21 protein-coding genes, 1 tRNA gene and 2 pseudogenes are annotated in these 26,772 nt (G+C 67.6%); 20 read left to right on the top strand and 4 right to left on the bottom strand.

Going from position 1 to position 26,772, the window contains the following annotated elements:
* Nucleotides 1-2: 2 nt before the first annotated feature.
* Genes hutU through hutG form a run of 5 tightly spaced genes read left to right on the top strand, consistent with a single transcriptional unit; the run spans nucleotide 3 to nucleotide 5,794 of the window.
* Nucleotides 3-1,691: a urocanate hydratase gene (gene hutU / locus AC1RQF_RS20755; protein WP_274003963.1), complete on the top strand. Its 1,689-nt coding sequence runs from the start codon at nucleotides 3-5 to the stop codon at nucleotides 1,689-1,691.
* Between the two features lie 4 nt (nucleotides 1,692-1,695).
* Complete coding sequence (locus AC1RQF_RS20760; RefSeq protein ID WP_492872857.1) at nucleotides 1,696-2,343, top strand: HutD/Ves family protein; 648 nt, start codon at nucleotides 1,696-1,698, stop codon at nucleotides 2,341-2,343.
* Nucleotides 2,321-3,544, top strand: coding sequence for an imidazolonepropionase (gene hutI / locus AC1RQF_RS20765; protein WP_274003959.1), 1,224 nt, complete (start codon nucleotides 2,321-2,323; stop codon nucleotides 3,542-3,544). The genes AC1RQF_RS20760 and hutI overlap by 23 nt, the downstream gene beginning before the upstream one ends.
* Before the next feature lie 10 nt (nucleotides 3,545-3,554).
* A complete protein-coding gene (locus tag AC1RQF_RS20770; protein WP_492872859.1) occupies nucleotides 3,555-4,937 on the top strand; it encodes a formimidoylglutamate deiminase in 1,383 nt (460 codons plus the stop codon).
* Nucleotides 4,938-4,990: 53 nt separating this feature from the next.
* Nucleotides 4,991-5,794 carry an N-formylglutamate deformylase gene (gene hutG / locus AC1RQF_RS20775; RefSeq protein ID WP_492872860.1) on the top strand — a complete coding sequence of 268 codons (804 nt, stop codon included), beginning with the start codon at nucleotides 4,991-4,993 and terminating at the stop codon, nucleotides 5,792-5,794.
* A gap of 57 nt (nucleotides 5,795-5,851) precedes the next feature.
* On the opposite strand, the gene AC1RQF_RS20780 is transcribed toward hutG, so the two are convergent.
* A complete protein-coding gene (locus AC1RQF_RS20780; RefSeq protein ID WP_492872861.1) occupies nucleotides 5,852-7,342 on the bottom strand; it encodes an aldehyde dehydrogenase in 1,491 nt (496 codons plus the stop codon).
* 67 nt (nucleotides 7,343-7,409) lie between these two features.
* A complete protein-coding gene (locus tag AC1RQF_RS20785; protein WP_274003953.1) occupies nucleotides 7,410-7,961 on the bottom strand; it encodes a cupin domain-containing protein in 552 nt (183 codons plus the stop codon).
* A gap of 169 nt (nucleotides 7,962-8,130) precedes the next feature.
* Between AC1RQF_RS20785 and AC1RQF_RS20790 the strand changes: the two genes are divergently transcribed.
* The 14 genes and pseudogenes from AC1RQF_RS20790 (at nucleotide 8,131) to AC1RQF_RS20855 (ending at nucleotide 23,293) form a co-directional block, all read left to right on the top strand.
* Nucleotides 8,131-8,559, top strand: a complete 429-nt coding sequence (locus AC1RQF_RS20790) for a hypothetical protein (RefSeq protein ID WP_443111587.1) — start codon at nucleotides 8,131-8,133, stop codon at nucleotides 8,557-8,559.
* Between the two features lie 258 nt (nucleotides 8,560-8,817).
* Nucleotides 8,818-9,615, top strand: a complete 798-nt coding sequence (locus AC1RQF_RS20795) for a gamma-glutamyl-gamma-aminobutyrate hydrolase family protein (protein ID WP_492872863.1) — start codon at nucleotides 8,818-8,820, stop codon at nucleotides 9,613-9,615.
* Between the two features lie 30 nt (nucleotides 9,616-9,645).
* Complete coding sequence (locus AC1RQF_RS20800) at nucleotides 9,646-10,980, top strand: glutamine synthetase family protein (protein WP_274003949.1); 1,335 nt, start codon at nucleotides 9,646-9,648, stop codon at nucleotides 10,978-10,980.
* A gap of 43 nt (nucleotides 10,981-11,023) precedes the next feature.
* Nucleotides 11,024-12,466, top strand: a complete 1,443-nt coding sequence (locus tag AC1RQF_RS20805; protein WP_274003947.1) for an aspartate aminotransferase family protein — start codon at nucleotides 11,024-11,026, stop codon at nucleotides 12,464-12,466.
* Nucleotides 12,467-12,527: 61 nt separating this feature from the next.
* On the top strand, nucleotides 12,528-13,646 hold the full coding sequence (locus AC1RQF_RS20810; protein WP_492872864.1) for a polyamine ABC transporter substrate-binding protein: 1,119 nt from the start codon (nucleotides 12,528-12,530) through the stop codon (nucleotides 13,644-13,646).
* Between the two features lie 179 nt (nucleotides 13,647-13,825).
* Nucleotides 13,826-14,980: an ABC transporter ATP-binding protein gene (locus tag AC1RQF_RS20815; protein ID WP_274003944.1), complete on the top strand. Its 1,155-nt coding sequence runs from the start codon at nucleotides 13,826-13,828 to the stop codon at nucleotides 14,978-14,980.
* Nucleotides 14,977-15,891 (top strand): ABC transporter permease subunit, encoded by a 915-nt coding sequence (locus AC1RQF_RS20820; protein ID WP_274003943.1) that lies wholly within the window; start codon nucleotides 14,977-14,979, stop codon nucleotides 15,889-15,891. The genes AC1RQF_RS20815 and AC1RQF_RS20820 overlap by 4 nt, the downstream gene beginning before the upstream one ends.
* Nucleotides 15,888-16,808 (top strand): ABC transporter permease subunit, encoded by a 921-nt coding sequence (locus tag AC1RQF_RS20825; protein WP_492872865.1) that lies wholly within the window; start codon nucleotides 15,888-15,890, stop codon nucleotides 16,806-16,808. Before AC1RQF_RS20820 ends, AC1RQF_RS20825 begins: the two co-directional genes overlap by 4 nt.
* Before the next feature lie 12 nt (nucleotides 16,809-16,820).
* A complete protein-coding gene (locus AC1RQF_RS20830; RefSeq protein WP_492872866.1) occupies nucleotides 16,821-18,113 on the top strand; it encodes an NAD(P)/FAD-dependent oxidoreductase in 1,293 nt (430 codons plus the stop codon).
* Between the two features lie 126 nt (nucleotides 18,114-18,239).
* A complete protein-coding gene (locus AC1RQF_RS20835) occupies nucleotides 18,240-18,719 on the top strand; it encodes a DUF2846 domain-containing protein (protein WP_274003938.1) in 480 nt (159 codons plus the stop codon).
* A gap of 169 nt (nucleotides 18,720-18,888) precedes the next feature.
* Nucleotides 18,889-19,221 (top strand): annotated as a pseudogene (locus tag AC1RQF_RS20840) (SDR family NAD(P)-dependent oxidoreductase); the annotation flags it as partial.
* A 37-nt stretch (nucleotides 19,222-19,258) separates the two neighbouring features.
* Nucleotides 19,259-19,702, top strand: a pseudogene (locus tag AC1RQF_RS20845) (SDR family oxidoreductase); the annotation flags it as partial.
* Nucleotides 19,703-20,068: 366 nt separating this feature from the next.
* Nucleotides 20,069-21,436 carry a response regulator c-di-GMP phosphodiesterase, NosR family gene (gene nosR / locus AC1RQF_RS20850; protein ID WP_274004332.1) on the top strand — a complete coding sequence of 456 codons (1,368 nt, stop codon included), beginning with the start codon at nucleotides 20,069-20,071 and terminating at the stop codon, nucleotides 21,434-21,436.
* Nucleotides 21,437-21,523: 87 nt separating this feature from the next.
* Nucleotides 21,524-23,293 carry a histidine kinase gene (locus AC1RQF_RS20855; protein WP_492872867.1) on the top strand — a complete coding sequence of 590 codons (1,770 nt, stop codon included), beginning with the start codon at nucleotides 21,524-21,526 and terminating at the stop codon, nucleotides 23,291-23,293.
* Nucleotides 23,294-23,723: 430 nt separating this feature from the next.
* Here the strand turns inward: AC1RQF_RS20855 and AC1RQF_RS20860 are convergent.
* Nucleotides 23,724-23,798, bottom strand: a tRNA-Val gene (locus AC1RQF_RS20860).
* A gap of 192 nt (nucleotides 23,799-23,990) precedes the next feature.
* Entirely contained in the window at nucleotides 23,991-24,890 is a 900-nt protein-coding gene (locus AC1RQF_RS20865; RefSeq protein WP_492872868.1) for a LysR substrate-binding domain-containing protein, read from the bottom strand.
* A gap of 110 nt (nucleotides 24,891-25,000) precedes the next feature.
* Here AC1RQF_RS20865 and AC1RQF_RS20870 point away from each other — a divergent pair, with 110 nt between their 5' ends.
* Nucleotides 25,001-26,758 (top strand): acyl-CoA dehydrogenase family protein, encoded by a 1,758-nt coding sequence (locus AC1RQF_RS20870; protein WP_492872869.1) that lies wholly within the window; start codon nucleotides 25,001-25,003, stop codon nucleotides 26,756-26,758.
* Nucleotides 26,759-26,772 lie beyond the last annotated feature (14 nt).

The raw sequence follows: 26,772 nt of genomic DNA on the forward strand, positions 1-26,772 counted from the left end.
TCATGAATCATCCGAAACACATCGATCCTCGCCTCGATCCCACCCGCGTGATCCGCGCGCCGCGCGGCAACGTCAAGACCTGCAAGAGCTGGCTGACGGAAGCGGCCTACCGGATGATTCAGAACAATCTCGATCCAGAGGTCGCCGAGCATCCGCATGCGCTCGTCGTGTACGGCGGCATCGGCCGCGCGGCGCGCAACTGGGATTGCTACGACCAGATCCTCGCGTCGCTGAAGGACCTGAACGACGACGAGACGCTGCTCGTGCAGTCGGGCAAGCCGGTCGGCGTGTTCCGCACGCATGCCGACGCGCCGCGCGTGCTGCTCGCGAACTCGAACCTGGTGCCGCACTGGGCCAACTGGGAGCACTTCAACGAGCTGGACCGCAAGGGCCTCATGATGTACGGCCAGATGACGGCCGGCAGCTGGATCTACATCGGCAGCCAGGGCATCGTGCAGGGCACGTACGAAACCTTCTTCGCGGTCGCGAACCAGCATTTCAACGGCGACCCGAGCGGCCGCTGGATCCTGACGGGCGGCCTCGGCGGAATGGGCGGCGCGCAGCCGCTCGCCGCGACGATGGCGGGCTTCTCGATGATCGCCGTCGAATGCGACGAGTCGCGCATCGATTTCCGCATGAAGACCCGCTATGTCGACAAGAAGGCGCGCACGCTCGACGAAGCGCTCGCGATCGTCGAGGACGCGAAGCGCGCCGGCAAGCCGGTGTCGGTCGGCCTGCTCGGCAACGCGGCCGACGTGTTCGCCGAATGCGTCGCGCGCGGCATCACGCCCGATTGCGTGACCGACCAGACGAGCGCGCACGATCCGGTGCACGGCTATCTGCCGCAGGGCTGGACCGTCGACCAGTGGCGCGAGAGCCAGAAGGTCGATCCGGGCTGCATCGTCCACGCGGCGAAGACCTCGATGGCCGCGCAGGTGCGCGCGATGCTCACGCTGCAGCAGCGCGGCGCGGCGACCCTCGACTACGGCAACAACATCCGCCAGATGGCGCTCGAGATGGGGGTCGAGAACGCGTTCGACTTCCCGGGCTTCGTGCCGGCCTATATCCGTCCGCTGTTCTGCGAAGGCAAGGGGCCGTTCCGCTGGGTGGCGCTGTCGGGGGATCCGGAAGACATCTACAAGACCGACGCGAAGGTCAAGGAACTGATCCCGGACGATCCGCACCTGCACAACTGGCTCGACATGGCGCGCGAACGCATTGCGTTCCAGGGCCTGCCCGCGCGGATCTGCTGGGTTGGCGTGAAGGACCGCTATCGTCTCGGCCTCGCGTTCAACGAGATGGTCAAGTCGGGCGAGCTGAAGGCGCCCGTCGTGATCGGCCGCGACCACCTCGACACCGGCTCGGTCGCGAGCCCGAACCGCGAGACCGAATCGATGAAGGACGGCTCCGACGCCGTCAGCGATTGGCCGCTGCTGAATGCGCTGCTCAATACGGCGGGCGGCGCGACCTGGGTGTCGCTGCATCATGGCGGCGGGGTGGGCATGGGCTTCTCGCAGCATTCGGGCGTGGTGATCGTCTGCGATGGCACCGACGCCGCGGCGCGGCGCGTCGAGCGCGTGCTGTTCAACGATCCCGCGACGGGCGTGATGCGCCACGCGGACGCCGGCTATGAACTCGCGCAGGAGACCGCGCGCGAAGCCGGCCTCAAGCTGCCGATGCTCGGCCGCTGAGCGCATGGCTGCCACGTCCTCTACGACGCTGATCCGCGCGGAGGCGCTGGTCGCGACGCCGTGGAAGAACGGCGGCGGCGTGACGCGCGAGATCGCGGCCGCGGCATCGGCCGCCGCCACAACCTTCGACGCGTTCAGCTGGCGCGTGAGCGTCGCGGACGTCGCGCAGCCGGGGCCGTTCTCGCGCTTCGACGGCGTGGATCGCACGCTGGTGCTGCTGTCGGGCGCGGGCATGACGCTCGTGGAGGAGGGCGGCGCGCGCCACGTGCTCGCGCGGCCGCTCGACCGGCTCGCGTTCGCCGGCGAAATGGCGCTGCGGGCCGAACTGCACGACGGGCCGACCCGCGATTTCAACCTGATGGTGCGGCGCGAGCTGGCGCGCGGCGACGTGGCGATCTGGTGCGGCGGGGCGCGCGAGCGGCTCGACGCCGACACCGTGCTGCTGTTCTGCGTCGCGGGCGAGCTGGCCGTCGCGCTCGACGGCGGCGCCGAGTCGTACACGCTGTATCCGTTCGATACGCTGCGGATCGACGCTCCGGCGGCGGACGCGTCCTGCGCGGTCCGCGGCGAGGGCACGCTGCTCGCGGTCCGCGTGACGCGCGTGAATCCAACTGCAACCGCACGACCGCATGAAACCGATTCTCTGGCATAACCTGAAGCTGTGCCCGCAGGGCGACCCCGACGACACGATCGACGACGCGGCGCTCGCCGTCCAGGGCGACGGCACGATTGCCTGGCTCGGGCCGCGCGCGGCGCTGCCCGACGGCTATGCGCACTGGCCGCACGAAGACCTCGGCGGCGCCTGGGTCACGCCCGGCCTGGTCGACTGCCATACCCACCTGATCTATGGCGGGCAGCGCGCCGACGAATTCGCGCTGCGGCTCGCGGGCGCGAGCTACGAGGAAGTCGCGCGGCGCGGCGGCGGCATCGTCTCGACGGTGCGCGCCACGCGCGAGGCCGACGAGGCGCAGCTGTTCGCGCAGGCCGCCGCGCGCCTGCAACCGCTGCTGTCCGAGGGCGTCACGGCGATCGAGATCAAGTCCGGCTACGGGCTCGACCTCGCGAGCGAGCGCAAGATGCTGCGCGTCGCGCGGCAGCTGGGCGAACGCTTTCCCGTCGCCGTCTACACCACGTTCCTCGGCGCGCATGCGCTGCCGCCCGAGTACGCGGGGCGCGCCGACGCGTATATCGACGAGGTGTGCGAACGGATGCTGCCGGCGCTCGCGGACGAAGGGCTCGTCGATGCGGTCGACGTGTTCTGCGAGCGGATCGGCTTCTCGCTCGCGCAGAGCGAGCGCGTCTTCGAAGCGGCCGCCCGGCGCGGGCTGCCCGTCAAGATGCATGCGGAGCAGCTGTCGAACGGCGGCGGCACCGCGCTGGCCGCGCGTTACCGCGCGCTGTCGGCCGATCACCTCGAATTCCTCGACGAGGCCGGCGTCGAGGCCATGAAGGCCGCGGGCACCGTCGCGGTGCTGCTGCCGGGCGCGTACTACTTCATTCGCGAGACGCAATTGCCGCCGCTCGACCTGTTGCGCAAGCACCGGGTGCCGATCGCGCTCGCGACCGACCACAACCCGGGCACCTCGCCGCTGACCTCGCTGCTGCTGACGCTCAATCTCGCCTGCACGCTGTTCCGCATGACGGTGCCGGAGGTGCTGCTGGGCGTCACGCGCCATGCGGCCGCGGCGCTGGGCCAGGGCGCGCGGCACGGGCAACTCGCCGCGGGCCGCCAGGCCGACTTCGCGGTGTGGCCGGTGGCGAGCCTCGCCGAGCTGGCCTACTGGTTCGGCCGGCCCTTGTGCGAACGCGTCGTGAAGGGCGGCGTCACCGTCTACCAGCGGTCCGCCGCGTGACCCGACAGGAATGATCATGAGCGATTCGATGCTGTTCGCCGCCGATGCCTATCTGCCGGAGGGCTGGCGGAGCAATGTCCTGCTGCGCTGGGACGAGACCGGCACGCTGCGCGAGGTGCGGCCCGATGCGACGGCGCCCGCCGGCGTCGCGCGCGCGCACGGCCCGCTGCTGCCCGGCATGCCGAACCTGCATTCGCACGCATTCCAGCGCGCGATGGCGGGCCTGACCGAATATCGCGCGAATCCGTCCGATACGTTCTGGAGCTGGCGCGACCTGATGTACCGCTTCGCGCTGCGGCTCACGCCCGATGCGCTCGCGGCGATCGCGCGCTGGCTGTACGTCGAGATGCTCAAGTGCGGCTATACGTCGGTGTGCGAGTTCCACTACGTGCACCACGCCCCCGACGGCGCTCGCTATGCGCGGCCCGCGGAACTCGCGCTGCGGGTGGTCGGGGCCGCGGGCGACGCGGGCATCGGCATCACCATGCTGCCCGTCGCGTACACCTACAGCGGGTTCGGCGCGCGGCCGCCGCGCGACGACCAGCGCCGCTTCATCAACACGTCCGAGGCCTTGCTCGCGCTGCTCGACGGCCTGCGCCGCGACGCGCCCGAGCATGCGGGCCTGCGCTACGGCGTCGCGCCGCATTCGCTGCGCGCGGTGTCGGAGGCGGGGCTGCGCACGCTGCTCGACGGCTTGCCCGGCGATGCGCCGGTCCATATCCACATCGCCGAGCAGACCGCGGAAGTCGACGATTGCGTGGCGACCTACGGCGCGCGGCCGGTGCAGTGGCTGCTCGACCGCTTCGGCGTCGACGCGCGCTGGTGCCTCGTGCACGCGACCCATCTCGATGCGGCCGAGACCGCCGCGCTCGCGCGCTCCGGCGCGGTCGCCGGCCTGTGCCCGACCACCGAGGCGAACCTGGGCGACGGCCTGTTCCCGGCCGTCGACTATCTCGCGCAGGGCGGCGTGATCGGCATCGGCTCGGACAGCCATGCGGCCGTCGACTGGCGTTCGGAATTGCGGCTCTTCGAGTACGGGCAGCGGCTCGCGCGGCGCGAGCGCAACGTGCTGGCCGATTCGGCGCATACTCATGTGGCCGACCGGCTGTACGCGGCCTCGTTGCACGGCGGGGCGCTCGCGAGCGGCCGCGCGGTGGGCGCGCTGCGCGTCGGCGCGCGCGCCGACTGGCTCGTGCTGGACCCCGATCATCCCGCGATCGCCGAGCATGGCCGCGAGACCTGGCTGTCGGGCGTGGTGTTCGCCGAGCATGGCGATACGCCGGTATTCGATGTCTATACGGGCGGCGCGCAGGTCGTGAGCGCGCGTCGCCACCGCGACGAGGGGCGCGCCTACGCGGCCTATCGCGCGGCGCTCGCCGAGCTGCTGCGCTGACGTCGCAACCGGGGCCGCGGGGCCCCGGTTTTCCATTCAAGAGGTTGACGATCATGAGTTCCGCATCCCATCCACCGGTTTTCTCGTTGCAGCGCGGCAGCCTGCCGATGCTGATCTCGATTCCGCATGCGGGCACGGCCGTGCCCGACGAGATCGCCGCGACCATGACCCCGGTCGCGCGGCACGTCGACGATTGCGACTGGCACCTGGAGCGGCTGTACGGCTTCGCGAAGACGCTGGGCGCGTCGGTGCTGGTGCCGGCGCACGCGCGCTACGTGGTCGACCTGAACCGGCCGCCCGACGACGAGAATCTCTATCCGGGCCAGGACACCACGGGGCTCGTGCCCGTCGACACGTTCGACAAGACGCCGTTGTACCCGGACGGCGCGGTTCCGGATGCGGCCGAGGTCGCGCGTCGGCGCGCGCTGTACTGGCAGCCTTATCACGACGCGCTCGCCGAAGAACTGGCGCGCCTGAAGGCCGCGCACGGGCGGGTGCTGCTGTGGGAGGCGCACTCGATCCGTTCGCACGTGCCGCGCTTCTTCGACGGCCGGCTGACGGACTTCAATTTCGGCACGTCGAACGGCGCGAGCGCCGTGACAGGGCTTGCCGAGACGCTGGCCGAGGTGGTCCGCGCGCACGGCGGCTACACGTCGGTCGCGAACGGCCGCTTCAAGGGCGGCTACATCACGCGCCACTACGGCGCGCCGGAAACCGGCGTCCAGGCGGTCCAGCTCGAACTCGTGCAGGACACCTACATGGAAGAGGCGCGGCCCTACGCGTACGACGAAGCGAAGGCCGCGCGCATCACGCCGATCCTCGAAGCGCTCGTCACCACCGCGCTCGCGCGGCACTGAGGTCGCGTCCGGTCGACGGCGCGCCGGCGGCTGTCGAGCCGCGCGGCGCGCCTCGCCTCATCGCAGCCGGATCAGCGTCGACTTCAGTTCGGTGTATTTCTCGAGCGCGTGCAGCGACTTGTCGCGGCCGTTGCCCGACTGCTTGTAGCCGCCGAACGGGAAATTCATGTCGCCGCCCTCGTCATAGCAGTTCACCCACACGGTGCCCGCGCGCAGCCGCCGCGACACCTCGTGCGCCGTCGTCAGGTCCGCGGTCCACACCGCGGCCGCGAGACCATAGTCGCTGTCGTTCGCGATGCGGATCGCGTCGTCCAACGTATCGAACACGATCATCGACAGCACCGGCCCGAAGATCTCCTCGCGCGCGATCCGCGCATCGGCGTCCGGCACCTCGAACACCGTCGGTTCCACGTAGAAGCCGCCGCTGTCCTGCCTGACCCGCGCACCGCCCGCGAGCAGCGTCGCTTCCGCGCGGCCCGCCTCGATGTAGCCGAGCACGCGTTCGAGCTGGGTCGCATCGACGATCGCGCCCATCGTGGTCGCGGGATCGAGCGGATTGCCGGGCGTGTAGGCGCGCGCCGCATCGAGCAGGCGCGCGACGAACGCGTCGCGGATGTCGCGATGCACGAGCAGCCGCGAGCCGGCCGTGCACATCTCGCCCATGTTGTAGAAGATCGCGCCCGCCGCCGCGCGCGCCGCGCGGTCGAGATCCGGACAGTCGGGCAGCACGATGTTCGGCGACTTGCCGCCCAGTTCGAGCCACACGCGCTTCAGGTTCGATTGCCCCGCGTATTGCATGATCAGCTTGCCGACCGCGGTCGAGCCCGTGAACGCGAGGCAGTCGACGTCGCGATGCAGCGCGAGCAGCTTGCCGGGTTCGCCGCCGCCCGGCACCACGTTGAACACGCCGGCCGGGATGCCCGCCTCGTGCGCGAGCTGCGCGATCCGCAGCGCGGTCAACGGCGATTTCTCCGACGGCTTCAGCACGACGCTGTTGCCCGCCGCGAGCGCGGGCGCGAACTTCCACGCGGCCATCAGCAGCGGGAAATTCCACGGCACCACCGCGGCCACCACGCCGACCGGCTCCCGCGTGACGAGCCCGACGAGGTGATGGTCGGCCGGCGCGACCTCGCCGCCGAGCTTGTCGATCGCCTCCGCGTACCACTCGATGCAATAGATCGCGCCGGGCACGTCGACGGTGGTGGTGTCGCCGATCGGCTTGCCCGCGTCGAGCGTTTCGAGCAACGCGAGCTGATCCTGATGCGCGCGCAGCAGGGCGGCCCAGCGCAGCAGCACGGCCTTGCGTTCGCGCGGATTGAGCCCGGCCCAGACGCCGGCCTCGAAGGCGCGGCGCGCGGCGGCCACGGCGGCGTCGACGTCGGCCGCGCCGCTGTCGGCGATCGTCGCGAGCGCGCGGCCGTCGATCGGGCTCACGCAGTCGAAGCGGCGGCCCGAGGCCGCGTCGCGATAGGCGCCGTCGATGAAGGCGCGTCCTTCGAACCTCAGCGATGCGGCCAGATCCTGCCAGTATGCGAGTGTCTTGCTCATCGGTATGCCTCGTGGTTGGGGCGCGCGGCGCGGAAGGCCCGCGCGCCGTGATGCCCGGGCGCGTCGCTCAGAAGGTCGGCGGCGAATTGGCCGACACGATCTCGCAGCGGTGCTCCGCGCTCGGATTGCGGAAACGGTGGGGCAGGCGGCTCTCGAAGTAGTAACTGTCGCCCGGATCGAGCCGCCAGGTGGTGCCGGCGACCGTCAGCTCGATCGCGCCGCTGACGACCACGCCGCCTTCGTGGCCTGCGTGCTGCAGCATGTCGGGGCCGGTGTCGGCGAGCGGCTCGTAGACCTCGCGCATGATGCCGATCGTGCGGTCGCGGTTCGCCGCGCCGGCGAGATAGAGGCGGATCGCATCGTTGCCGAGGTTCGGCATCTCGTCGCGACGCGACACGATCGCGCGGCTCTCTTCGATCTCGAACGTGAAGAATTCGGCGAGGCTCATCGGGATGCATTCGAGCAGCTTCTTCAGCGAGCCCACCGACGGACTCACGCGATTCTGCTCGATCAGCGAGATCGTGCCGTTCGTGACGCCCGCGCGCTTCGCGAGTTCGCGCTGCGACAGGCCGTGCTTTTTTCGAATGTATTGCAGACGCGTGGCGACTTCGACGGACATCGTGCGACCCCGGATATGACCCGCATGGAAAGAGACGTTTCGGACCCCGCATAAAGGAAAACGCGTGCACCGCAGCATTTCCGTCGGCATCCGAATTGTCGAATATTTTAAGCAGTCGTGACGCGCCGCCTTTAGGGGAAAACACTGAGCGGGTATTTTTGAAACGGAATTGACGGCATTTTTGAATCAGTTAAGCTGGATGTCAGCAAGTCGTCATGTCGATGTTGAGGCCCGTCAAAACGCCATCCCGCACCTGGGCGATGGCAAGGCTTCCCGGCAGCGACGGCGCGCCGACGGGCCGGTCCACGGTGCCAGGCTGTTCGCACCGCATGCCGGGACGTTCAATACTTTAAACAGCCAGACGAGTGTGATCGTGAGAGTCCAAGGCCCCTTGGTCAGATGGGATCGAAGTCGGCAGGCGGATCTTCCGCATGCCGCCGAGCCCTGCGACGACGGCAGCTGCGGCAAGCATCTCGCTAGCCCAAGCCTGTCTATCTACGCCATCCTGTCCCGCCGCTGCGTGCGCCGCTACAACGTCGTGGCCGCCCGCGCCTTCATTGCCGTGCACTGCGACGACGTCGCGTCGCTGTTGCCCTAGCGCCTCTCTCCGCCCGCCGTCCGATCCGCCGTTCCCGCCGTGCCCATGCGCATGCATGGGGCCGGGCCGTGTGCGTCGCGCTCGCGCGTCGTTCGCGGCGCGAGCGGGTTGGGAGCGTCGCGCGGCGCACCGCTTTCCAGACCGAATCGCGATGGCGCGCGGCGGGCGTTCGCCCGCGCGCCGCGCCGTCCCCTTGATCGCAACGGAGAAAGCGCGTCAGCGCGCGGCCGTTGCTTCCGTCAAACCGGAGGAGTCCTCATGACTGATCGAACCGGCCGGCCCGTGGTCGGGGTGTGCGCCGACCGCATGGTGATCGGCCCGCACCCCGTCCACAAGGCGGGCGAGAAGTACCTCACGGCCGTCGTCGAGGGTGCGCAGGCGCTCGCGATCGTGCTGCCGGCGCTCGGCGAGCGGCAACCCGCGCACGCGTTGCTCGCGCTGGTCGACGGGCTGCTGTTCACCGGCAACTATTCGAATGTCGAGCCGGCGCGCTACGGCGGCGGCGCGAGCGAGCCGGGCACGCTGCACGATCCCGAGCGCGACGCGACCGCCTTGCTGCTGCTGCGCGCGGCGCTCGACGCCGGGGTGCCGGTGCTCGCGATCTGCCGCGGCCTGCAGGAGCTGAACGTCGCGCTGGGCGGCACGCTGCATCAGCAGGTGCATGCGGTGGACGGCTACGCCGATCACCGTGAAGACCGGGACGAACCGCTCGACGCGCAATACGGTCCCGCGCACACGATCCGGCTCACGCCGGGCGGGCTGTTGCAGCGCATCGCGGGCGGCGCGGCCGAGGCGCGGGTCAATTCGCTGCACGGGCAGGGCCTCGCGCGTCTCGGCGCGGGCCTCGCGGTCGATGCGCGGGCCCCCGACGGTCTCGTCGAGGCGGTCAGCATGCCCGCTGCGCGCGGCTTCGTGCTCGGCGTGCAATGGCACCCGGAGTGGCAGTTCGCGGGCAATCCGCTGTCCCGGGAAATCTTCGCGGCGTTCGGCGCGGCATGCCGCGCCCGAATGCGCTCGACGGCCGCGCAGGCCGTGGGCACCACGGCGCGCGCGTAAGCCGTCGACGCCAATTCAAAGAGGCTGATCATGCAAGACATAGACGACTTTCTGAAACAGCATCGCATCACCGAAGTGGAAGCCATCATCCCCGACATGGCGGGGCGCGCGCGCGGCAAGATCATCCCGCGCAACAAGTTCGAGACCGGCGAGGCGATGCGCCTGCCGCAGGCCGTGATGGTGCAGACCGTCACCGGCGAGTATCCGGAGGACGGCTCGCTGACCGGCGTGACCGATCCCGACATGGTGTGCGTGCCCGACCCTGCGACGATCTGCCTGATCCCGTGGGCCGTCGACCCGACCGCGCAGGTGATCCACGACTGCGTGCATTTCGACGGCACGCCGGTCGAGATCTCGCCGCGCTACGTGCTGCGCCGCGTGCTCGACCTGTACAAGGCGAAGGGCTGGAAGCCGGTGGTCGCGCCGGAGCTGGAGTTCTATCTGGTCGACATGAACAAGGACCCCGACCTGCCGCTGCGCCCGCCGATCGGCCGCACGGGCCGCGCGGAGACCGGCCGGCAGTCGTATTCGATCGAGGCCGTCAACGAATTCGACCCGCTGTTCGAGGATATCTACGAGTACTGCGAAATGCAGGGGCTCGACATCGACACGCTGATCCACGAGGTCGGCGCCGCGCAGATGGAGATCAATTTCCTGCACGGCGATCCGCTGAGCCTCGCCGACCAGGTGTTCCTGTTCAAGCGCACGGTGCGCGAGGCGGCGCTGCGCCACAACATGTACGCGACCTTCATGGCGAAGCCGATGGAGGACGAGCCGGGGTCCGCGATGCACATCCACCAGAGCATCGTCGACGCCGAGACCGGGCGCAACCTGTTCACGGGCGAAGACGGCCAGCCGACCCGGATGTTCCATCACTTCCTCGCGGGCCTGCAGAAGTACACGCCGGCGCTGATGCCGATCTTCGCGCCGTACATCAATTCGTACCGCCGCCTGTCGCGCTTCATGGCCGCGCCGATCAACGTGCAGTGGGGCTACGACAACCGCACGGTGGGCTTCCGGATCCCGCATGCGAGCCCGGCCGCGCGGCGCATCGAGAACCGCATCCCGGGCGTCGACTGCAATCCCTACATCGCGCTCGCGGGAACGCTCGCGGCCGGCTATCTCGGCGTGTCGCAGGGGCTCACGCCGACCGAGCCGATCTCGACCGACGGCTACAACCTGCCGTACCAGCTGCCGCGCAACCTGGAGGAGGGGCTCACGCTGATGAGCGCGTGCGCGCCGCTCGCCGAGCTGCTGGGCGAGAAATTCATGAAGGCCTATGTCGCCCTGAAGGAAACCGAATACGAGGCGTACTTCCGCGTGATCAGCTCGTGGGAGCGCCGGCACTTGCTGCTGCATGTTTGAGCGGGCCCGGCCCGGGCATCGCAACCAGGACCAGGAGAAGGACATGACATCGAGAGTGGGCGAATTCGCCTATGTGCAACCGTATCAGGCGCAGGCCGCGCCGGCCGCGCAGGCGGTCCGGCAACGCAGCACCGCGCAGTACCAGGCGCTCGACGCCGCGCATCACCTGCATCCGTTCTCGGACATGGGCGCGCTGAACCGCGCCGGCAGCCGCGTGATCGTGAAGGCGGAAGGGGTGTATCTGTGGGATTCGGACGGCAACCGGATCATCGACGGCATGGCGGGCCTCTGGTGCGTGAACGTCGGCTACGGCCGCGAGGAGCTGATCGAGGCCGGCAGCCGCCAGCTGCGCGAGCTGCCGTTCTACAACACCTTCTTCAAGACCACGCATCCGCCCGTGATCGAGCTGTCGGCGCTGCTCGCCGAGCTGACGCCCGCGCCGTTCAAGCACTTCTTCTATTGCAACAGCGGCTCGGAAGGCAACGACACGGTGCTGCGCATCGTGCATCAGTACTGGCGCACCCAGAACCAGCCGACGCGCAAGTACGTGATCGCGCGCCGCAACGGCTACCACGGCTCGACGATCGCGGGCGCCACGCTGGGCGGCATGGACTACATGCACGAGCAGATGCCGTCGCGGGTCGAACACATCGTCCATCTGGACCAGCCGTACTTCTTCGGCGAGGCGCCGGCGGGCATGACGCCCGAGGCGTTCGGCCTGGAGCGGGCGCGCCAGCTCGAGGCGAAGATCCTCGAACTGGGCCCGGACCAGGTCGCGGCCTTCATTGGCGAGCCGTTCCAGGGCGCGGGCGGGGTGATCTTCCCGCCGTCGACGTACTGGCCGGAGATCGAGCGGATCTGCCGCAAGTACGATGTGCTGCTCGTCGCCGACGAAGTGATCGGTGGCTTCGGGCGCACCGGCGAATGGTTCGCGCACCAGCATTTCGGTTTTTCGCCGGACCTGATGACGCTCGCCAAGGGCCTGACGAGCGGCTACGTGCCGATGGGCGCGGTCGCGCTGCACGAGCGCATCGCGCAGGCGCTGATCACGCACGGCGAGTTCAATCACGGGCTGACCTATTCCGGCCATCCGGTCGCGGCGGCGGTGGCGGTCGCGAACCTGAAGGTGCTGCGCGACGGCGGCGTGGTCGAGCGCGTGAAGCGCGAGATCGGCCCGTACTTCCAGCAGCGGCTGCGCGACACGTTCGAGGGGCATCCGCTCATCGGCGAGATCGCGGGGACGGGGCTCGTCGCCGGCTTGCAGCTCGCCGCGTCGCGCGAGACGCGCGAGCGCTTCACGAACGGCGGCGAGGTCGGCACGATCTGCCGCGACCACTGCTTCAACGGCCAGCTGATCATGCGCGCAACGGGCGACCGGATGCTGCTGTCGCCGCCGCTCGTGGTGTCGACCGAGGAGGTCGACGAGATCGTCGCGAAGGCGAAGCGCGCGATCGATGCGACGGCTGCCCAACTGGGGATTTCGTAATGGCGAAGGCCTCCCGCGCGGCGCGCGTCGCGCGGGCGGCCTGCAACGACAGGATCTCGACATGACCGCACATCACTTCAGGCGCGGCGCGCTGGCAGGCGTCGCGCTGCTGGCAGCGCTGGCGGCGCTGGCGGCGCCCGGCGCAGGCGCCGCCGAGAAGCAGCTGAATCTGTACAACTGGTCCGACTACATCGCGAAGGGCACGATCCCGGGCTTCGAGCAGGACACCGGCGTCAAGGTCCGCTACGACAACTACGACAGCGACGACACCCTGCAGGCGAAGATGCTGTCGGGCAGCACCGGCTACGACGTGGTCGTGCCGACCTCCAACACGATGGCCAAACAGATCGAGGCGGGCGTCTACCAGAAGCTCGACAAGTCGAAGCTGCCCAATCTGGTCAACCTCGATCCCACGCTGATGAAGATGCTGGCCGACGTCGATCCCGATAATCAGTACGGCGTACCCTGGGCGTTCGGCACGACCGGCATCGGCTACAACGCGGATGCGGTGCGCAAGGCGCTCGGGCCGGCCGCGCCCGTCGACAGCTGGGCGCTGGTGCTCGATCCCGCCTACCTGTCGAAGCTCAAGGGCTGCGGCGTATCGTTCCTCGACCAGGCGTCCGACGTGTTCGCCGCGACGCTGCAGTACATGGGCCGCAACCCGAACAGCAACGACCCGGCCGACTACCGCGCCGCCTACGAGGTGCTCAGGAAGGTGCGGCCGTACATCACGCAGTTCAGCTCGTCGGGCTACATCAACGACCTCGTCAACCAGGACGTGTGCGTCGTGCTCGGCTGGTCGGGCGACGTCGGCATCGCGAAGCGTCGCGCGAAGGAGGCGAAGCGGCCTTACGAGATCCATTTCGCGAACGCGAAGGAGGGCGGCATTCTGTGGTTCGACGTGATGGTGGTGCCGAAGGATGCGCCCCATCCGCAGGCCGCGCTGCAATGGATCAACTACGTGTCGGACCCGAAGGTGAACGCGGCGATCACGAACGAGGTGTTCTATCCGTCGGCCAATCGCGCGGCGCGCCGCTTCGTGACGCCCGCGATCGCGCAGGATCCGGCGACCTATCCGAGCGATGCGGAGCTGGCGCGGATGTCGCTCCAGAAGCCGCTGCCGATCGTGATCGTGAAGCTCGAGAACCGGCTGTGGTCGCAGTTGAAGGCCGGACGTTGACATGATGCGCGCGGCCCGGGCGTCGCTCGACGCCCGTCGTCGCACCGTTTTCCACGCGCGCCGGCCGGGCGCAGAAACCCGCCGGCCGCGCGCTTTCCGCTTGCGCGAGATTGCCCGCGAACGCCCCGCGCTTTGCGCGGACGCGTTCGCGCCCGCGATTCGTCACCGGAGGAGATGCGATGAACCCAAGCCAGGTCTTACCCGACACCGCGCGCCGCGCGTCGCCCGATGCGCCGTCCGCGCCGGCGGCCGCATTCGTGCGGATCGAGCAGGTCGTGAAGAAGTTCGGCGACAGCGTCGCCGTCGACAACGTGAGTCTCACGATCGAGAAGAACGAACTGTTCGCGCTGCTCGGCAGCTCGGGCTGCGGCAAGTCGACGCTGCTGCGCATGCTCGCGGGCTTCGAGACCGTGACCTCGGGGCGGATCCTCGTCGACGGCGAGGACCTGGCGGCGCTGCCGCCGTACAAGCGTCCGGTGAACATGATGTTCCAGTCGTATGCGCTGTTCCCGCACATGACGGTCGAGGCGAATGTCGCGTTCGGCCTCAAGCAGGAAGGCGTGCCGAAGGCCGAACTGAGGGAGCGCGTGCGCGACGCGCTCGAACTCGTGCAGATGAGCCGCTACGCGGGCCGCAAGCCGCACCAGCTGTCGGGCGGCCAGCAGCAGCGGGTCGCGCTCGCGCGTTCGCTCGTCAAGCGGCCCAAGCTGCTGCTGCTCGACGAGCCGATGTCGGCGCTCGACAAGAAGATCCGCCAGAAGACCCAGCTCGAACTCGTGAACATCATCGAGAAAGTCGACGTGACCTGCGTGATGGTCACGCACGACCAGGAGGAGGCGATGACGATGGCGCATCGCCTCGCGGTGATGAGCGAGGGCAAGATCGTGCAGACCGGTTCGCCGAGCGAGGTCTACGAGTATCCGAACAGCCGCTTCTCGGCCGAGTTCATCGGCTCGACGAACCTGTTCGAGGGCGTGGTCGTCGAGGACGAGCCCGACTATATCTTCGTCGAGAGCGACGCGCTCGACGCGCGCATCCACGTCAGCCACGGCGTCACCGGGCCGCTCGGCATGCCGGTCGGGATTTCGGTGCGGCCCGAGCATATCGCGCTGTCGCGCGAACAGCCGGACTCGCCGCACAACTGGGCGCGCGGCGTCGTGGCCGACATCGCGTACCTCGGCAGCTATTCGCTGTATCACGTGCGCCTGCCGAGCGGCAAGATGGTGATGTCGAACGTGTCCAGCGCGCAGATCGCGCAGGCCGGACTGCCCGATTACGACGAGACCGTGTTCGTCTCCTGGCTGCCCGCGAGCGGCGTGGTGCTGACCCAATGAAAACGCTCCCATCCTCCCCCGCACGCGGCCTGTCGTCCGGCCGTTCGTTCGTGATCGGCGTGCCGTTCCTGTGGCTCGCGCTGCTCTTCGCGGTGCCGTTCGTGCTGGTGCTGAAGATCAGCTTCGCGGATCTGCGCATCGGCATCCCGCCCTATACCGAACTCGTCGCGCTCAAGGACGGCGCGCTGAACCTGACGCTGCAGTTCAGCCACTATGCGTTCCTGATCGAGGACAGCCTGTACGTCGCGACCTACATCAGTTCGCTGAAGATGGCCGCGGTGACGACCGTGTTCTGCCTGCTGATCGGCTATCCGATGGCGTACTGCATCGCGCGCACGAACCCGGCCACGCGCAACCTGCTGATGATGGCGGTCATGCTGCCGTTCTGGACGTCGTTCCTGATCCGCGTGTACGCGTGGATCGGCATCCTGAAGAACAACGGGCTCCTGAACAACTTCCTGTTGTCGACGGGGCTCATCAGCACGCCGATCGAGCTGTACAGAACCAATGCCGGGGTGTACATCGGCATGGTCTATTCCTATCTGCCGTTCCTCGTGATGCCGCTCTACGCGCATCTCGTGAAGATGGACCTGCGCCTGCTCGAAGCGGCCTACGACCTCGGCGCGAAGCCGTGGAAGGCGTTCGTGCGGATCACGCTGCCGCTGTCGAAGAACGGCATCATCGCGGGCTGCCTGCTGGTGTTCATCCCGGCCGTCGGCGAGTACGTGATCCCCGAGCTGCTCGGCGGCGCGGACACCTTGATGATCGGCCGCGTGATGTGGAATGAGTTTTTCAACAACATGGACTGGCCGATGGCGTCCGCCGTGACGGTCGCGATGGTGCTGCTGCTGCTGGTGCCGATGGCGGTGTTCCAGTACTACCAGGTCAAGGAACAGGGGAGCGCGCGATGATCAAGTCGAACAAGGCGATCACGGTGGCCGTGCTGACGGCCGGCTTCCTGTTCCTGTACATCCCGATCATCAGCCTCGTCGTGTACTCGTTCAACGAATCGAAGCTCGTGACCGTCTGGTCCGGCTTCTCGCTGAAGTGGTATGCGGCGCTGCTGAAGGACGACGAACTGCTCGGCGCGGCGTGGCTGTCGCTGAAGATCGCGTTGCTGACCGCCTGCACCTCGGTCGCGATGGGTACCTGGGCCGGGTTCGTGCTCGCGCGCTTCGGGCGCTTTCGCGGCTTCACGTTGTTCAGCGGGATGATCAACGCGCCGCTCGTGATTCCCGAGGTGATCCAGGGCATTTCGCTGCTGTTGCTGTTCGTCGCGATGGAGCAGCTGATCGGCTGGCCGACCGGGCGCGGCATGCTCACGATCTGGATCGGCCACATGATGCTGTGCGTGTCGTATGTCGCGATCGTCGTGCAGTCGCGCGTGCGCGAACTCGACCGCGCGCTCGAGGAGGCGGCGCTCGATCTCGGCGCGACGCCCGTCAAGGTGTTCTTCGTGATCACGCTGCCGCTGATCGCGCAGGCGCTGCTGGCCGGCTGGCTGCTGTCGTTCACGCTGTCGATCGACGATCTCGTGCTGTCGGCGTTCCTGTCCGGGCCCGGCTCGACCACGCTGCCGCTGCTGGTGTTCTCGCGCGTCCGGCTCGGGCTGAACCCCGAGATGAATGCGCTCGCGACGCTGTTCATCGTGCTCGTGACGATCGGCGTGATCGGCATCAACATGCTGATGCTGTCGCGCGAGCGGCGGCGCGCGCGCGACCTGCGCGCCGCGCTCGCCGCGGCCTCGGGCGAGCCGCCGGCCACCGGCGCGGGCGCGTCGCCCGCGGGCGGCCGCTTCGGCGTGCGCGGTTCCGCGTCCACCATTTGAACGGAGACCGCGATGCTCAGCTTCGTCAAGCAGGCCCACGTGCCGTCCTACTATGCGGCGAGCGTCAACGACACGACCCGGCATCCGCCGCTCGACGCGGCGATCCGCGCCGACGTGTGCGTGATCGGCGGCGGGCTCACGGGCCTGACGGCCGCGTTGAACCTGGCCGAGCGCGGCTATCGGGTGGCGCTGCTGGAAGCGTCGCGGGTCGGATGGGCGGCGAGCGGGCGCAACGGCGGCCAGCTGATCGGCGGCTACGCATGCGAGATCGACACCTTCGCGGCGCACCTGCCGGCCGAGGACGTGAAGCGGATCTGGGCGATGGGGCGCGAGGCGGTCGAACTCGTCAAGGCGCGGATCGAACGGCATGCGATCGACTGCGACCTGCGGCTCGGCTACCTGACCGCCGCGAACAAGCCGCGCGACGTGCGCGCGCTGCGCGCCTGGCGCGACGAGGCGGCCGCGCGCTACGACGATCACGCGTTCCGGTACGTCGAGCGGCAGGACCTGCCGCGCTACGTCGATTCGGCGCGCTATCTCGGCGGCCTGTTCGATGCGGCGAGCGGCCACCTGCATCCGCTCAACTACACGCTCGGGCTCGCGCGGGCGGCGCGCGAGGCGGGCGTGTCGATCTTCGAGGAGAGCGGCGCGACGTCGTTCGCGAAGACCGGAGCCGGCTACCGGGTGGCGGCCGGCCCCGGCAGCGTCGACGCGCGCTACGTGGTGCTCGCCTGCAACGCCTACCTGGGGCGGCTCGCGCCCGCGCTCGCGCGCAAGATCATGCCGGTCGGCACCTACATGATCGCGACCGAGCCGCTGGGCGAGGCGCGCGCCCGCGCGCTGATGCCGGCCGGCGCGGCGATCTGCGACAGCGCGTTCGTGCTCGACTACTTCCGCCTGTCGCGGGACCACCGGCTGTTGTGGGGCGGCAAGGTCAGCTATTCGACCTGGCCGCCGCGCCGCCTCGCGCAGGCGATGCGCGCCGACATGCTGAAGACCTTCCCGATGCTCGCCGACGCGCGGGTCGATTACGCGTGGGGCGGGTTCGTCGACATCACGATGAACCGCGCGCCGCATTTCGGCCGGCTCGAACCGGACGTGTATTTCGCGCAGGGTTTTTCCGGGCACGGGGTCAATGTGACGGCGCTCGCGGGCACGCTGATCGCGGAGGCGATCGATGCGCAGGCGGGCCGCTTCGATCTGTTCGGCGCGATCCGTCACCGCGATTTCCCGGGCGGCGCGCGCTGGCGGACGCCCGCGCTGATGCTCGCGATGGCGTGGTATCGGATCCGGGATGCACTATAACGGTGGGAGGAGCCGGGCGACCTTCACCAAATTTAACAGTGGCGGCGGTCGGGCGGCGCTATGGTGTGGCAAACCCGCGGCGCCGGATGCGGGCGCCGCGTCCCCATTCTGATGAAGGAGGCAGCGATGATCCGGAACTGGCGAGTGCTTTGCGTGGTGGGCGGTGTGGTGCTGGGGGCCGCAGGCTGCGCGACGCAGCAGGGGACGCCGTATCAGGACATGTCGGCTTCGATACCGACGCTCGATGCCGACCACGGCCGGCTGTATTTCTTCCGCGAGACCGGCGTGCTGGGCGCGGCGAGCGGCTCGCAGGTGCGGGTGAACGACCAGCCGGTCGGGACGATGCCGATGGGGGCGTTCTTCTATGTCGACGAGCCGGCCGGCGAGTACACGATCACGACGTCGAGCGCACGCGACACGCCGCTCACGGTGAAGCTCGCCGGCGGCGATACGCGCTACGTGCGGCTGAGCGTGCCGTACTCGGTGGTGGCGGGGCCGTTGATGCCGACGCTGGAGCAGTCGGAGCAGGCGCAGCAGGTGGTGCGGACGCTCAGGTATGTCGGGGCGCCGGTGGCGGCGGCGGGGAAGGAGGCGGCGTCGCAGTGAGGGCGGCCGCGGATGGCGAGCGGCCGGGCCGGGCGCGCCGGCGGCTCGGATGAAGAGGCGCGGAGCCGGGGCGGCTTGCCGGTGACGCGTTCGGCGTGCGCCGCCTCGACGGCCTGGGCCGGCCCGGTTTCCCGCTGCGTTCCGGCGCGCGATCGGTCGGCGGTTCTCTTTGGCCCGGCCGCGCCTTACGGCAGCGGCGGCCAGGGCGGCGCGGCGAACGAGCCGGCTGCATGGCGCGTGCCCTGCGCTTGTCACCGGCGGCAGCCGAGGGATTGGCCCGGCAGTAGCAAAGTATGTCGCTGGCAGGGGTATGAACTTGCTTCTGTCGGCACGAGATCCTGCCGGGCTTGCTCGGGCCAGGGCCCAGATCCTCGCCCTGCACCCGGATTGCAGGATTGAACTGCTCAGCGTGGACATGCGTTTTCCGAATCAGGTACACGAAGCAGTCGCGAAAGCCCTGTCCGGCACGATGCGGATCACCATGGTGGTAAGTTCGGCCGGGGTCTTCAAGAGGGGGGGCGGCCCTTGCCGGCGAGGATGTCATCTCCATGGTGGACATCAACCTCACCAGCGCGCTGGTTGTCACCAATCTCGTGGCGAACCGCATGCGGCTCGACGGTGGCGGACAGATTTTCCTGCTCTCCCCGATGGCCGGGATGGAGAGCATGCCGAAGCTTGGGGTCTATGCGGCGACCAAGGCCGCGTTGATCAGCTACGCGCAGGCTCTGCACAAGGAGTTGTTGTCCTTCGACGTGCGCGTGACCTGCCTGTGCTCCTGTGTGGTCAATACCGGCATGACCAATGACGGCCGCATCCCGAACGAGGCGAAGATCCAGGTCGAGGATGTCGTGGCGACGATCGATTTCGTTCTGAGCTTGCCCGCAGCCGTCACGCTTCCGCAGGTTGAAATTCGGTGCAAGGTCATCGAGATGGAGACGTTCGCCGTCGGCGCGGGCACGCAGGGCGCCCCCAAGGGCAACTGATAGATCAAACAGCACCTGCACACGTTTGCCCAGTGGCGGAGACGCTTACTGGAAGCGTAACTTGCAACGTCGGTACCAAAGGTATCGACGCTTCCCCCGATTGCAGGAGGCGCGACGACCGATTGCAGCTGCCTTATGAGCTTTGACTGGCTGTTGGCCGTTTTTTGAGCTTGAATAGACGCATGATTGTCTGGAGTGGTGGCGGGCGCCCCGTTACCCAATGGGGGCTGTTCATACATGGCATCGGCTGGCGTTTTCGCGAATCAAGACGCATAGGTGGTCGATGTCGTGCGTCGCATGAGAGGGCCATGCCAGGAGAGTCGCACAATGAATGAAACAATAAAGCCGGAACCTCCGTTGGATGAAATGGCAAGCGACGGGCAGATCCCGGGCCAGACGGCGCCAACCCCCGTGGTCCTGCTGGTCGACGACGAACCGAACGTTCTGTCCGCACTCAAGCGTGTTCTAAGAGTCGCTCGATACGACGTGCGAACGGCGGAGAGTGGGGAGGCGGCGCTCGATCTACTGACCTCGACGGAGGTCGATCTGATCGTATCGGACATGCGCATGCCACATATGAACGGCTCGGACTTTCTGGCACGCTGCCGCACGATGTGGCCCGAGACGATGCGAATCCTGCTGACTGGCTACTCGGAGATCGATTCCGTTGTGCGAGCCGTGAACGAGGGTGGGATCTATCGCTATTTGAATAAACCTTGGGATGACCAGGATCTGCTTTTGACGATCGGGCAGGCCCTCGAACAGCGCCGTTTGCGCGCCGAAGCGATGCGTCTCGCGGCACTTACGCAGACGCAAAACGAAACGCTACGCCGATTCAATGACGAATTGGAGCGGCAGGTCCGGGCGCGTACCGAGGAGATCGGCCAGACTGTGATGTTTCTCGAAGCCGCCCAACGGGACCTGAAGAGCAATTTCACCGCAATGGCGCAGGTCTGCGCAAATATGGTCGAACTGCGGTGCGGCAGCGGCGGCGGACAAGCGATGCGGATCGGGGAGATCGCGAAACATCTCGCCTCGTCGTTGGAGATGAGCGCGCTGCAGACACAGGAGGTGTATTTCGCCGGCCTGTTGCATGGCATAGGCAAATTGTCGTTGCCCGACGCGCTATTGCACAAGCCGATCGCGAAGATGTCGACGGAAGAACGTCACCTGTTCCACCAGCACCCGTTGCGCGCCCAGATGGTTCTGACACCTGTGGATCAATTGCATCAGGTCGCGTCGATCATCGGGCACCAATTTGAGCGCTTCAATGGCCGGGGGATACCGGATGGCCTCGTGGGAAACGACATTCCGCTGGGCTCGCGCATCATCGCGGTGGCGCGGGATTTCGACGGGCTGTGTCACGGCGATATCGGCGTGCAGCATACCCGCGATCAAGCACTGGACGCACTTCGATCTCAGGCGGGCATCCGTTACGACCCGCAGGTCGTTGGTCGCTTGATCACCTTGATGAAAAATCCGGTGATTTCCGGCATGGCTGCATCGATATCGGAGGTCTCGGCGGCCGGATTGGTCGAGGGAATGCGGCTTGCCGATGATCTGCGCACGCGCCGGGGCGTGCTGCTGATGGCCAAGGGTAGCGCGATGTCGGCCCATCAGATCGAACTGATCCGCCGTTTCGAGGCGCACGAGGATTCGCCGTTCAAGATCCTGATCCAGGCATCGCGCGGGGCAGCGGACGGCTTCTCGAGAATTGCCGGTCAGCCCGGCTGAGGCGGGTGGGGGCTATTGGATACCGTCTTCGTGGCGGTCGATCGCCGGGCGTGGCGACCTTGTGTCACTCTGACTCGGACTACGATCATGCAAGGTACGTACAACCATTGGCTGGTTCTGCTGTCATTCGGCATTGCGACGCTGGCGTCGTATGCAACGCTCGATTTGACGGCCTTTATCTCGCTGCTCAAGCAACCGAAGTTGCGGCGCGTATGGCTGAGCGGCGGCGCCGCGGCCATGGGAACGGGTATCTGGTCGATGCACTTCGTCGGCATGCTGGCGTTCTCGCTGCCGATTCCGCTCGGCTATAACCTCGCCGAGACCGGCGTGTCGCTCCTGCTTGCCGTACTCGCGTCGTACTTCGCGCTGAGCGTTGTGACGCGCGAATTGTTGACCTGGGGCCGCCTGTGCGTCGGCGGAGCATCGATGGGCGGCGGTATCGCCGGCATGCACTACACCGGGATGGCGGCGATGCACATGCAGCCGGCAATCGCGTACGACCCGGTCCTGTTTGCCGCGTCGCTCATGATCGCGGTCGGGGCCTCCACGGCGGCACTGTGGATCGCGCAGACCCTGCGCGCGCAGCATACAAGACATGCGACCGTGCGAAGGATCGGCGCTGCGATGGTCATGGGCGTGGCGATCGGCGGCATGCACTACACAGCGATGGCGGCGGCCAACTTCGGTCCGGACGCGATATGCGGCGCGGCCAACGGCATCGATGCGCCGTGGTTGGCAACGACGATTGCGCTGTTTACGCTGGCGCTCCTGGTGGTAACGCTGCTGGTTTCCCGTTTCGACGCGCGGGCGACCTTCCTTCGGGGGATGGCGGATACGCTGGAGGAACTCGTAAAGCAGCGAACCTCGGAACTGGAAGGCGCGCTGAAACGTTACGAGCGGACGACCCGGATGCTGCAACAGACCCGCGAAAAGATGGAGCGCGAGATCGAGGAGCGCAAGTCGGCGCAGGCGAGACTCGAGCAGGAGAAGGACGAACAGCGTCGGCTGATGAGCGAGCTGGCGGATACGCACGTCCAGTTGCTGCAATCCGACAAGCTCGCTTCGATCGGCCAACTGGCCGCGGGCGTCGCGCACGAAATCAACAATCCGATCGGCTTCGTCAACTCGAATCTGAACACGCTGCGTGGCTGGGTACGCGACCTGCTCGGCGTGGTGACGGCTCATGAGACGCTCATGTCCAGTCTGGATTCCGCTACGCGCGACACACTCCTGAATGCCTGGAAAAACGCCGATATCGACTTCGTTCGGGACGAGATCATCACCTTGATCGACGAGTCGATCGACGGCACCACGCGTGTTCGCCGCATCGTGCAGGATCTACGCGATTTTTCGCGTCCTGGCAGCGGCGATTGGAGCATGGTCGATATCCATGCCGGCATCGAAAGTACGTTGAACGTCGTTCATAACGAGATCAAGTACAAGGCGGACGTGGTTCGCGATTTCGGCGACTTGCCGTTGATCGAATGCCTGCCGTCGCAATTGAATCAGGTGTTCATGAACCTTTTCGTCAACGCGGCGCAGGCTATTGTCGGGCGCGGTGTTATCTCGGTTCGGACGACCTTGGAGGGCGACCAGGTGGCGATTGCGATTTCCGATACCGGGAGTGGCATGTCGCAAGACGTACAGCGCCGGATTTTCGATCCGTTCTTTACGACCAAGCCGATCGGCGAAGGCACCGGTCTCGGACTGTCGGTGTCGCATGGGATCGTGGAGCGTCATAAGGGCGCCATCGACGTCGAGAGCGAACCCGGGCGAGGCACAACCTTCACCGTGCATTTGCCCGTCAGGCAGCGGGTTGCCAGCACTGCCGCCACCGCGCTGAATGACAAAACCTGAGTGCCGGAAGGGCGTGCGGGTCGGAAGTGCCGATCTGGCGGGTCACCCCTCACCCTTTTTCCTATGGGGCGAGGCCTCCTGAGTGTATCGCTGCGCGAGGTCGTCAAACGTGTTGTGCTCCGCTTCCGTTCTACCGACAAAGGTTCCTCGATCCATTTCAGACTCGATGCGGCGCGTCCGGGCTTCGGCTATAGCCTTTGTGTCAAACCTGCGTGTTGGGGGCGGCGCGTCGACGAATGAGCGCGCGCCCATCGTTTCCCCGCTTCAAGATTGATGCCACTGGATGCTCCAGACAGTCGTTGATCGTTGTCTGGGCCAATTTCGCGGCGCCCTCAAAGGGTGTTCGGCGAGGTTTGCGCGCAAAGAAAAAGGCCCTCAGCTTTCGCTTGAGGGCCTTTTATCTTTCGGGCTTCACACACCGATGAATCCTTGGTGGGCGGTACTGGGATCGAACCAGTGACCCCTGCCGTGTGAAGGCAGTGCTCTACCGCTGAGCTAACCGCCCAAAGAGCCTTGAATTATGTCAGAGTTGGCCAACTTCGTAAAGCACTTTCTGAAACTAATTCATCGCGGCGGGTTCTGACCGCACCGTGGCGCAACCAGAAGCGGGATTCTACAATCAATCCGTCACTTTTATCCAGCAGTATTTTCAATCACGCAGCAGAAGGGCGGGGATGCCGCGAAGCCGCGCATGCCGTCACGCTTCCCGCGCGAGCCCTCCGATCGCTTCCCGCACATACCCCGCGAACCGTTCCACGACCGGCTCCACATCATCCGCGCGGCGCAGCTGCAAGGTCTGCGACGCGAATCCCGTGTCTAGCAGCGACACGAAACACACGCGCTCGCCGCGCGCCTTCCGCAGCGCATGCGGCGCGAGCGCGACCCCCATCCCGAATTCGACCATCGACAGCACCGTCTGCCACAGCCGCGCCTCATGCCGGATCAACGGGCTGAATCCCGCCTGCACGCACTGCGCGATGATCAGGTCGTGATAATGCGGCGCGACGTCGCGCGGAAACAGGATGAACGGCTCGGCCGCGAGCGCCGAGAGCGCGAGCCGCGCCTCGCCCGCGAGCGGATGACCGGCCGGCAGGCAGCACTCGAACGGCTCCGAATAGATCGTCTCGGCCGCGATGTCAGTGGGGAAGCTCCCCCAGTGCGCGTAGCCGAGATCGATCTGCGCGCGCCGGATCGCGTCGACCTGTTCATGCGTGTTCATTTCCTTCAGCACGATCTCGACGCCTGGATGATCCGCGCCGAAGCGCGCCACCGCCTGCGGCAGGCCGCGGTACAGCATCGAATTGACGAAGCCGATCCGCAGCCGCCCGCCGAGCCCGGACGCCGAACGCACCGTCAGCCGCGCGGCTTCCCCGGCCTGCAGCAACAACCGGCGCGCCTCGCCGAGCAGCACCTCGCCCGCATTGGTCAGCGCGACCCGCTTGCTGGTCCGCACGAGCAGCGCGACACCCAGCTCCTCCTCGAACTTGCGGATGTCGAAGCTCAGCGCCGGCTGCGAGATGAAAAGCCGCTTCGCCGCGCGGCCGAAATGCAGTTCCTCGGCCACCGCCACGAAGTAGCGCAACTGCTTGAGTTCCATGCCGCCTCCGCCTGCTTGCATCGATCAGGATTATTTATCGTACCGGATAAATCCTGTATTGGACGTTTATCGATGGTGTTCCTAAGCTGGCCGGACAAGGAGGCGACACCATGCACGAGAACACCGAAGCGTTCGCCGCGGGCGCGAACAACATCCCCGACAGCCGCGGCGTCAATTTCTTCACGACCGACCCCGACCTGGCCGCGCTGCTGCGCCTGTACCTCGACGACGCGGGCTATCGCCGCCTCGAACCGACGTTGCATGCGCTGGGTCGGCGCGCGTCGGACGAGCTCGATCGCTGGGCCGGGAGCGCGGATCGCCATCCGCCCGAATTGCAGCACCGCACGCGGCGCGGCGAACCGCTGCAGCGCATCGACAAGCATCCCGACTACGTCGCGCTCGAGCGCGTCGCGTTTGCCGAACTGGGGCTCGCGTCGATGAGCCACCGCGACGATGCGCCGCCGCCGCTCGTCAAGTACGCGCTGACCTTCCTGTTCGTGCAGGCCGAGTTCGGCCTGTGCTGTCCGGTGAGCATGACGGATTCGCTGACCCGCACGCTGCGCCGCTACGGCGCGCCGGAGTTGGTCGAGCGTTTCCTGCCGCGGCTCGCGTCGCGCGATTTCGACACGCTGTACCAGGGCGCGATGTTCATGACCGAGCAGGCGGCGGGCTCGGACGTCGCCCGCATCGAGACGCGCGCGGTGCGCGAAACCGGCGCGGACGGCGCGACGGCGTGGCGGCTGTACGGCGACAAGTGGTTCTGCTCGAACGCCGATGCCGATCTCGCGATGGTGCTCGCGCGTCCCGACGGCGCGCCGTCGGGCCTCAAGGGGCTCGCCCTGTTTCTGCTGCCGAAGGCCTTGCCGGACGGCGCGCGCAATCACTACCGCATCGTCCGCCTGAAGGACAAGCTCGGCAGCCGCTCGATGGCGAGCGGCGAGATCACGCTCGACGGCGCGCACGCCTACCTGATCGGCGAGGTCGGGCGCGGCTTCCACCAGATGGCGGACATGATCAACATGTCGCGCCTGTCGAACGGCGTGCGCGCGGCGGGCCTGATGCGGCGCGCGCTGACCGAGGCGCTGCACATCGCACGGCACCGCGAGGCGTTCGGCCGCAAGCTGATCGAGATGCCGCTGATGCAGCGGCAGTTGCTGAAGATGCTCGTGCCCGCCGAGCAGGCGCGCTCGCTGTTCATCCAGATCGCGCTGCTGCTGCCGCGCGCGGACGCGGGCGACGAGCAGGCGGCGCGCTGCGTGCGCATTCTCACGCCGCTGATCAAGTTCCGCGCGTGCCGCGACGCGCGCCGCGTCGCGGGCGATGCGATGGAGGTGCGCGGCGGGACCGGCTACATCGAGGAGTGGAGCGACGCGCGGGTGCTGCGCGACGCGCATCTCGGGTCGATCTGGGAAGGCACGAGCAATATCGTCGCGCTCGACATTACCCGCGCGGTCACGCGCGAGCAGGCGCTCGAACCGCTGCGCGCGCACCTGGCGCGGCTGCTCGCGGACGCGGGCCTGCCACCCGCGAGCGAGGTCGCGCTGGAACGGGCCCTGGCGCGCGCATGCGAACTGATGGCGCGCGTGGCGACGCAGGGCGACGATGCGCGCGTGCGCGCCGCCGGGTCGGCGCTGTACCACGCGACGACGGCGATCCTGCTGGCGCACGAAGGGGCGCGGCTCGCGCCCGACTATCGGCGGCTCGCGCTCGCGCACCTGGTGCTGCGTCACAAGCTGTCGCCGCTCGATCCGCTGGCGCCGCGCGACGGCGCGGCCGACGCGGAGGCCGGCGCGCTCCTGCTGGGCGACCGGCCGGTGCCGCTGGACGCGGCGCTGCGCCTTCTCGACGACGCACAGGTGAACGCATGAGTTCCGCGCACCTG

It is taken from the genome of Burkholderia sp. GW821-FHT14F03 (assembly GCF_058803765.1).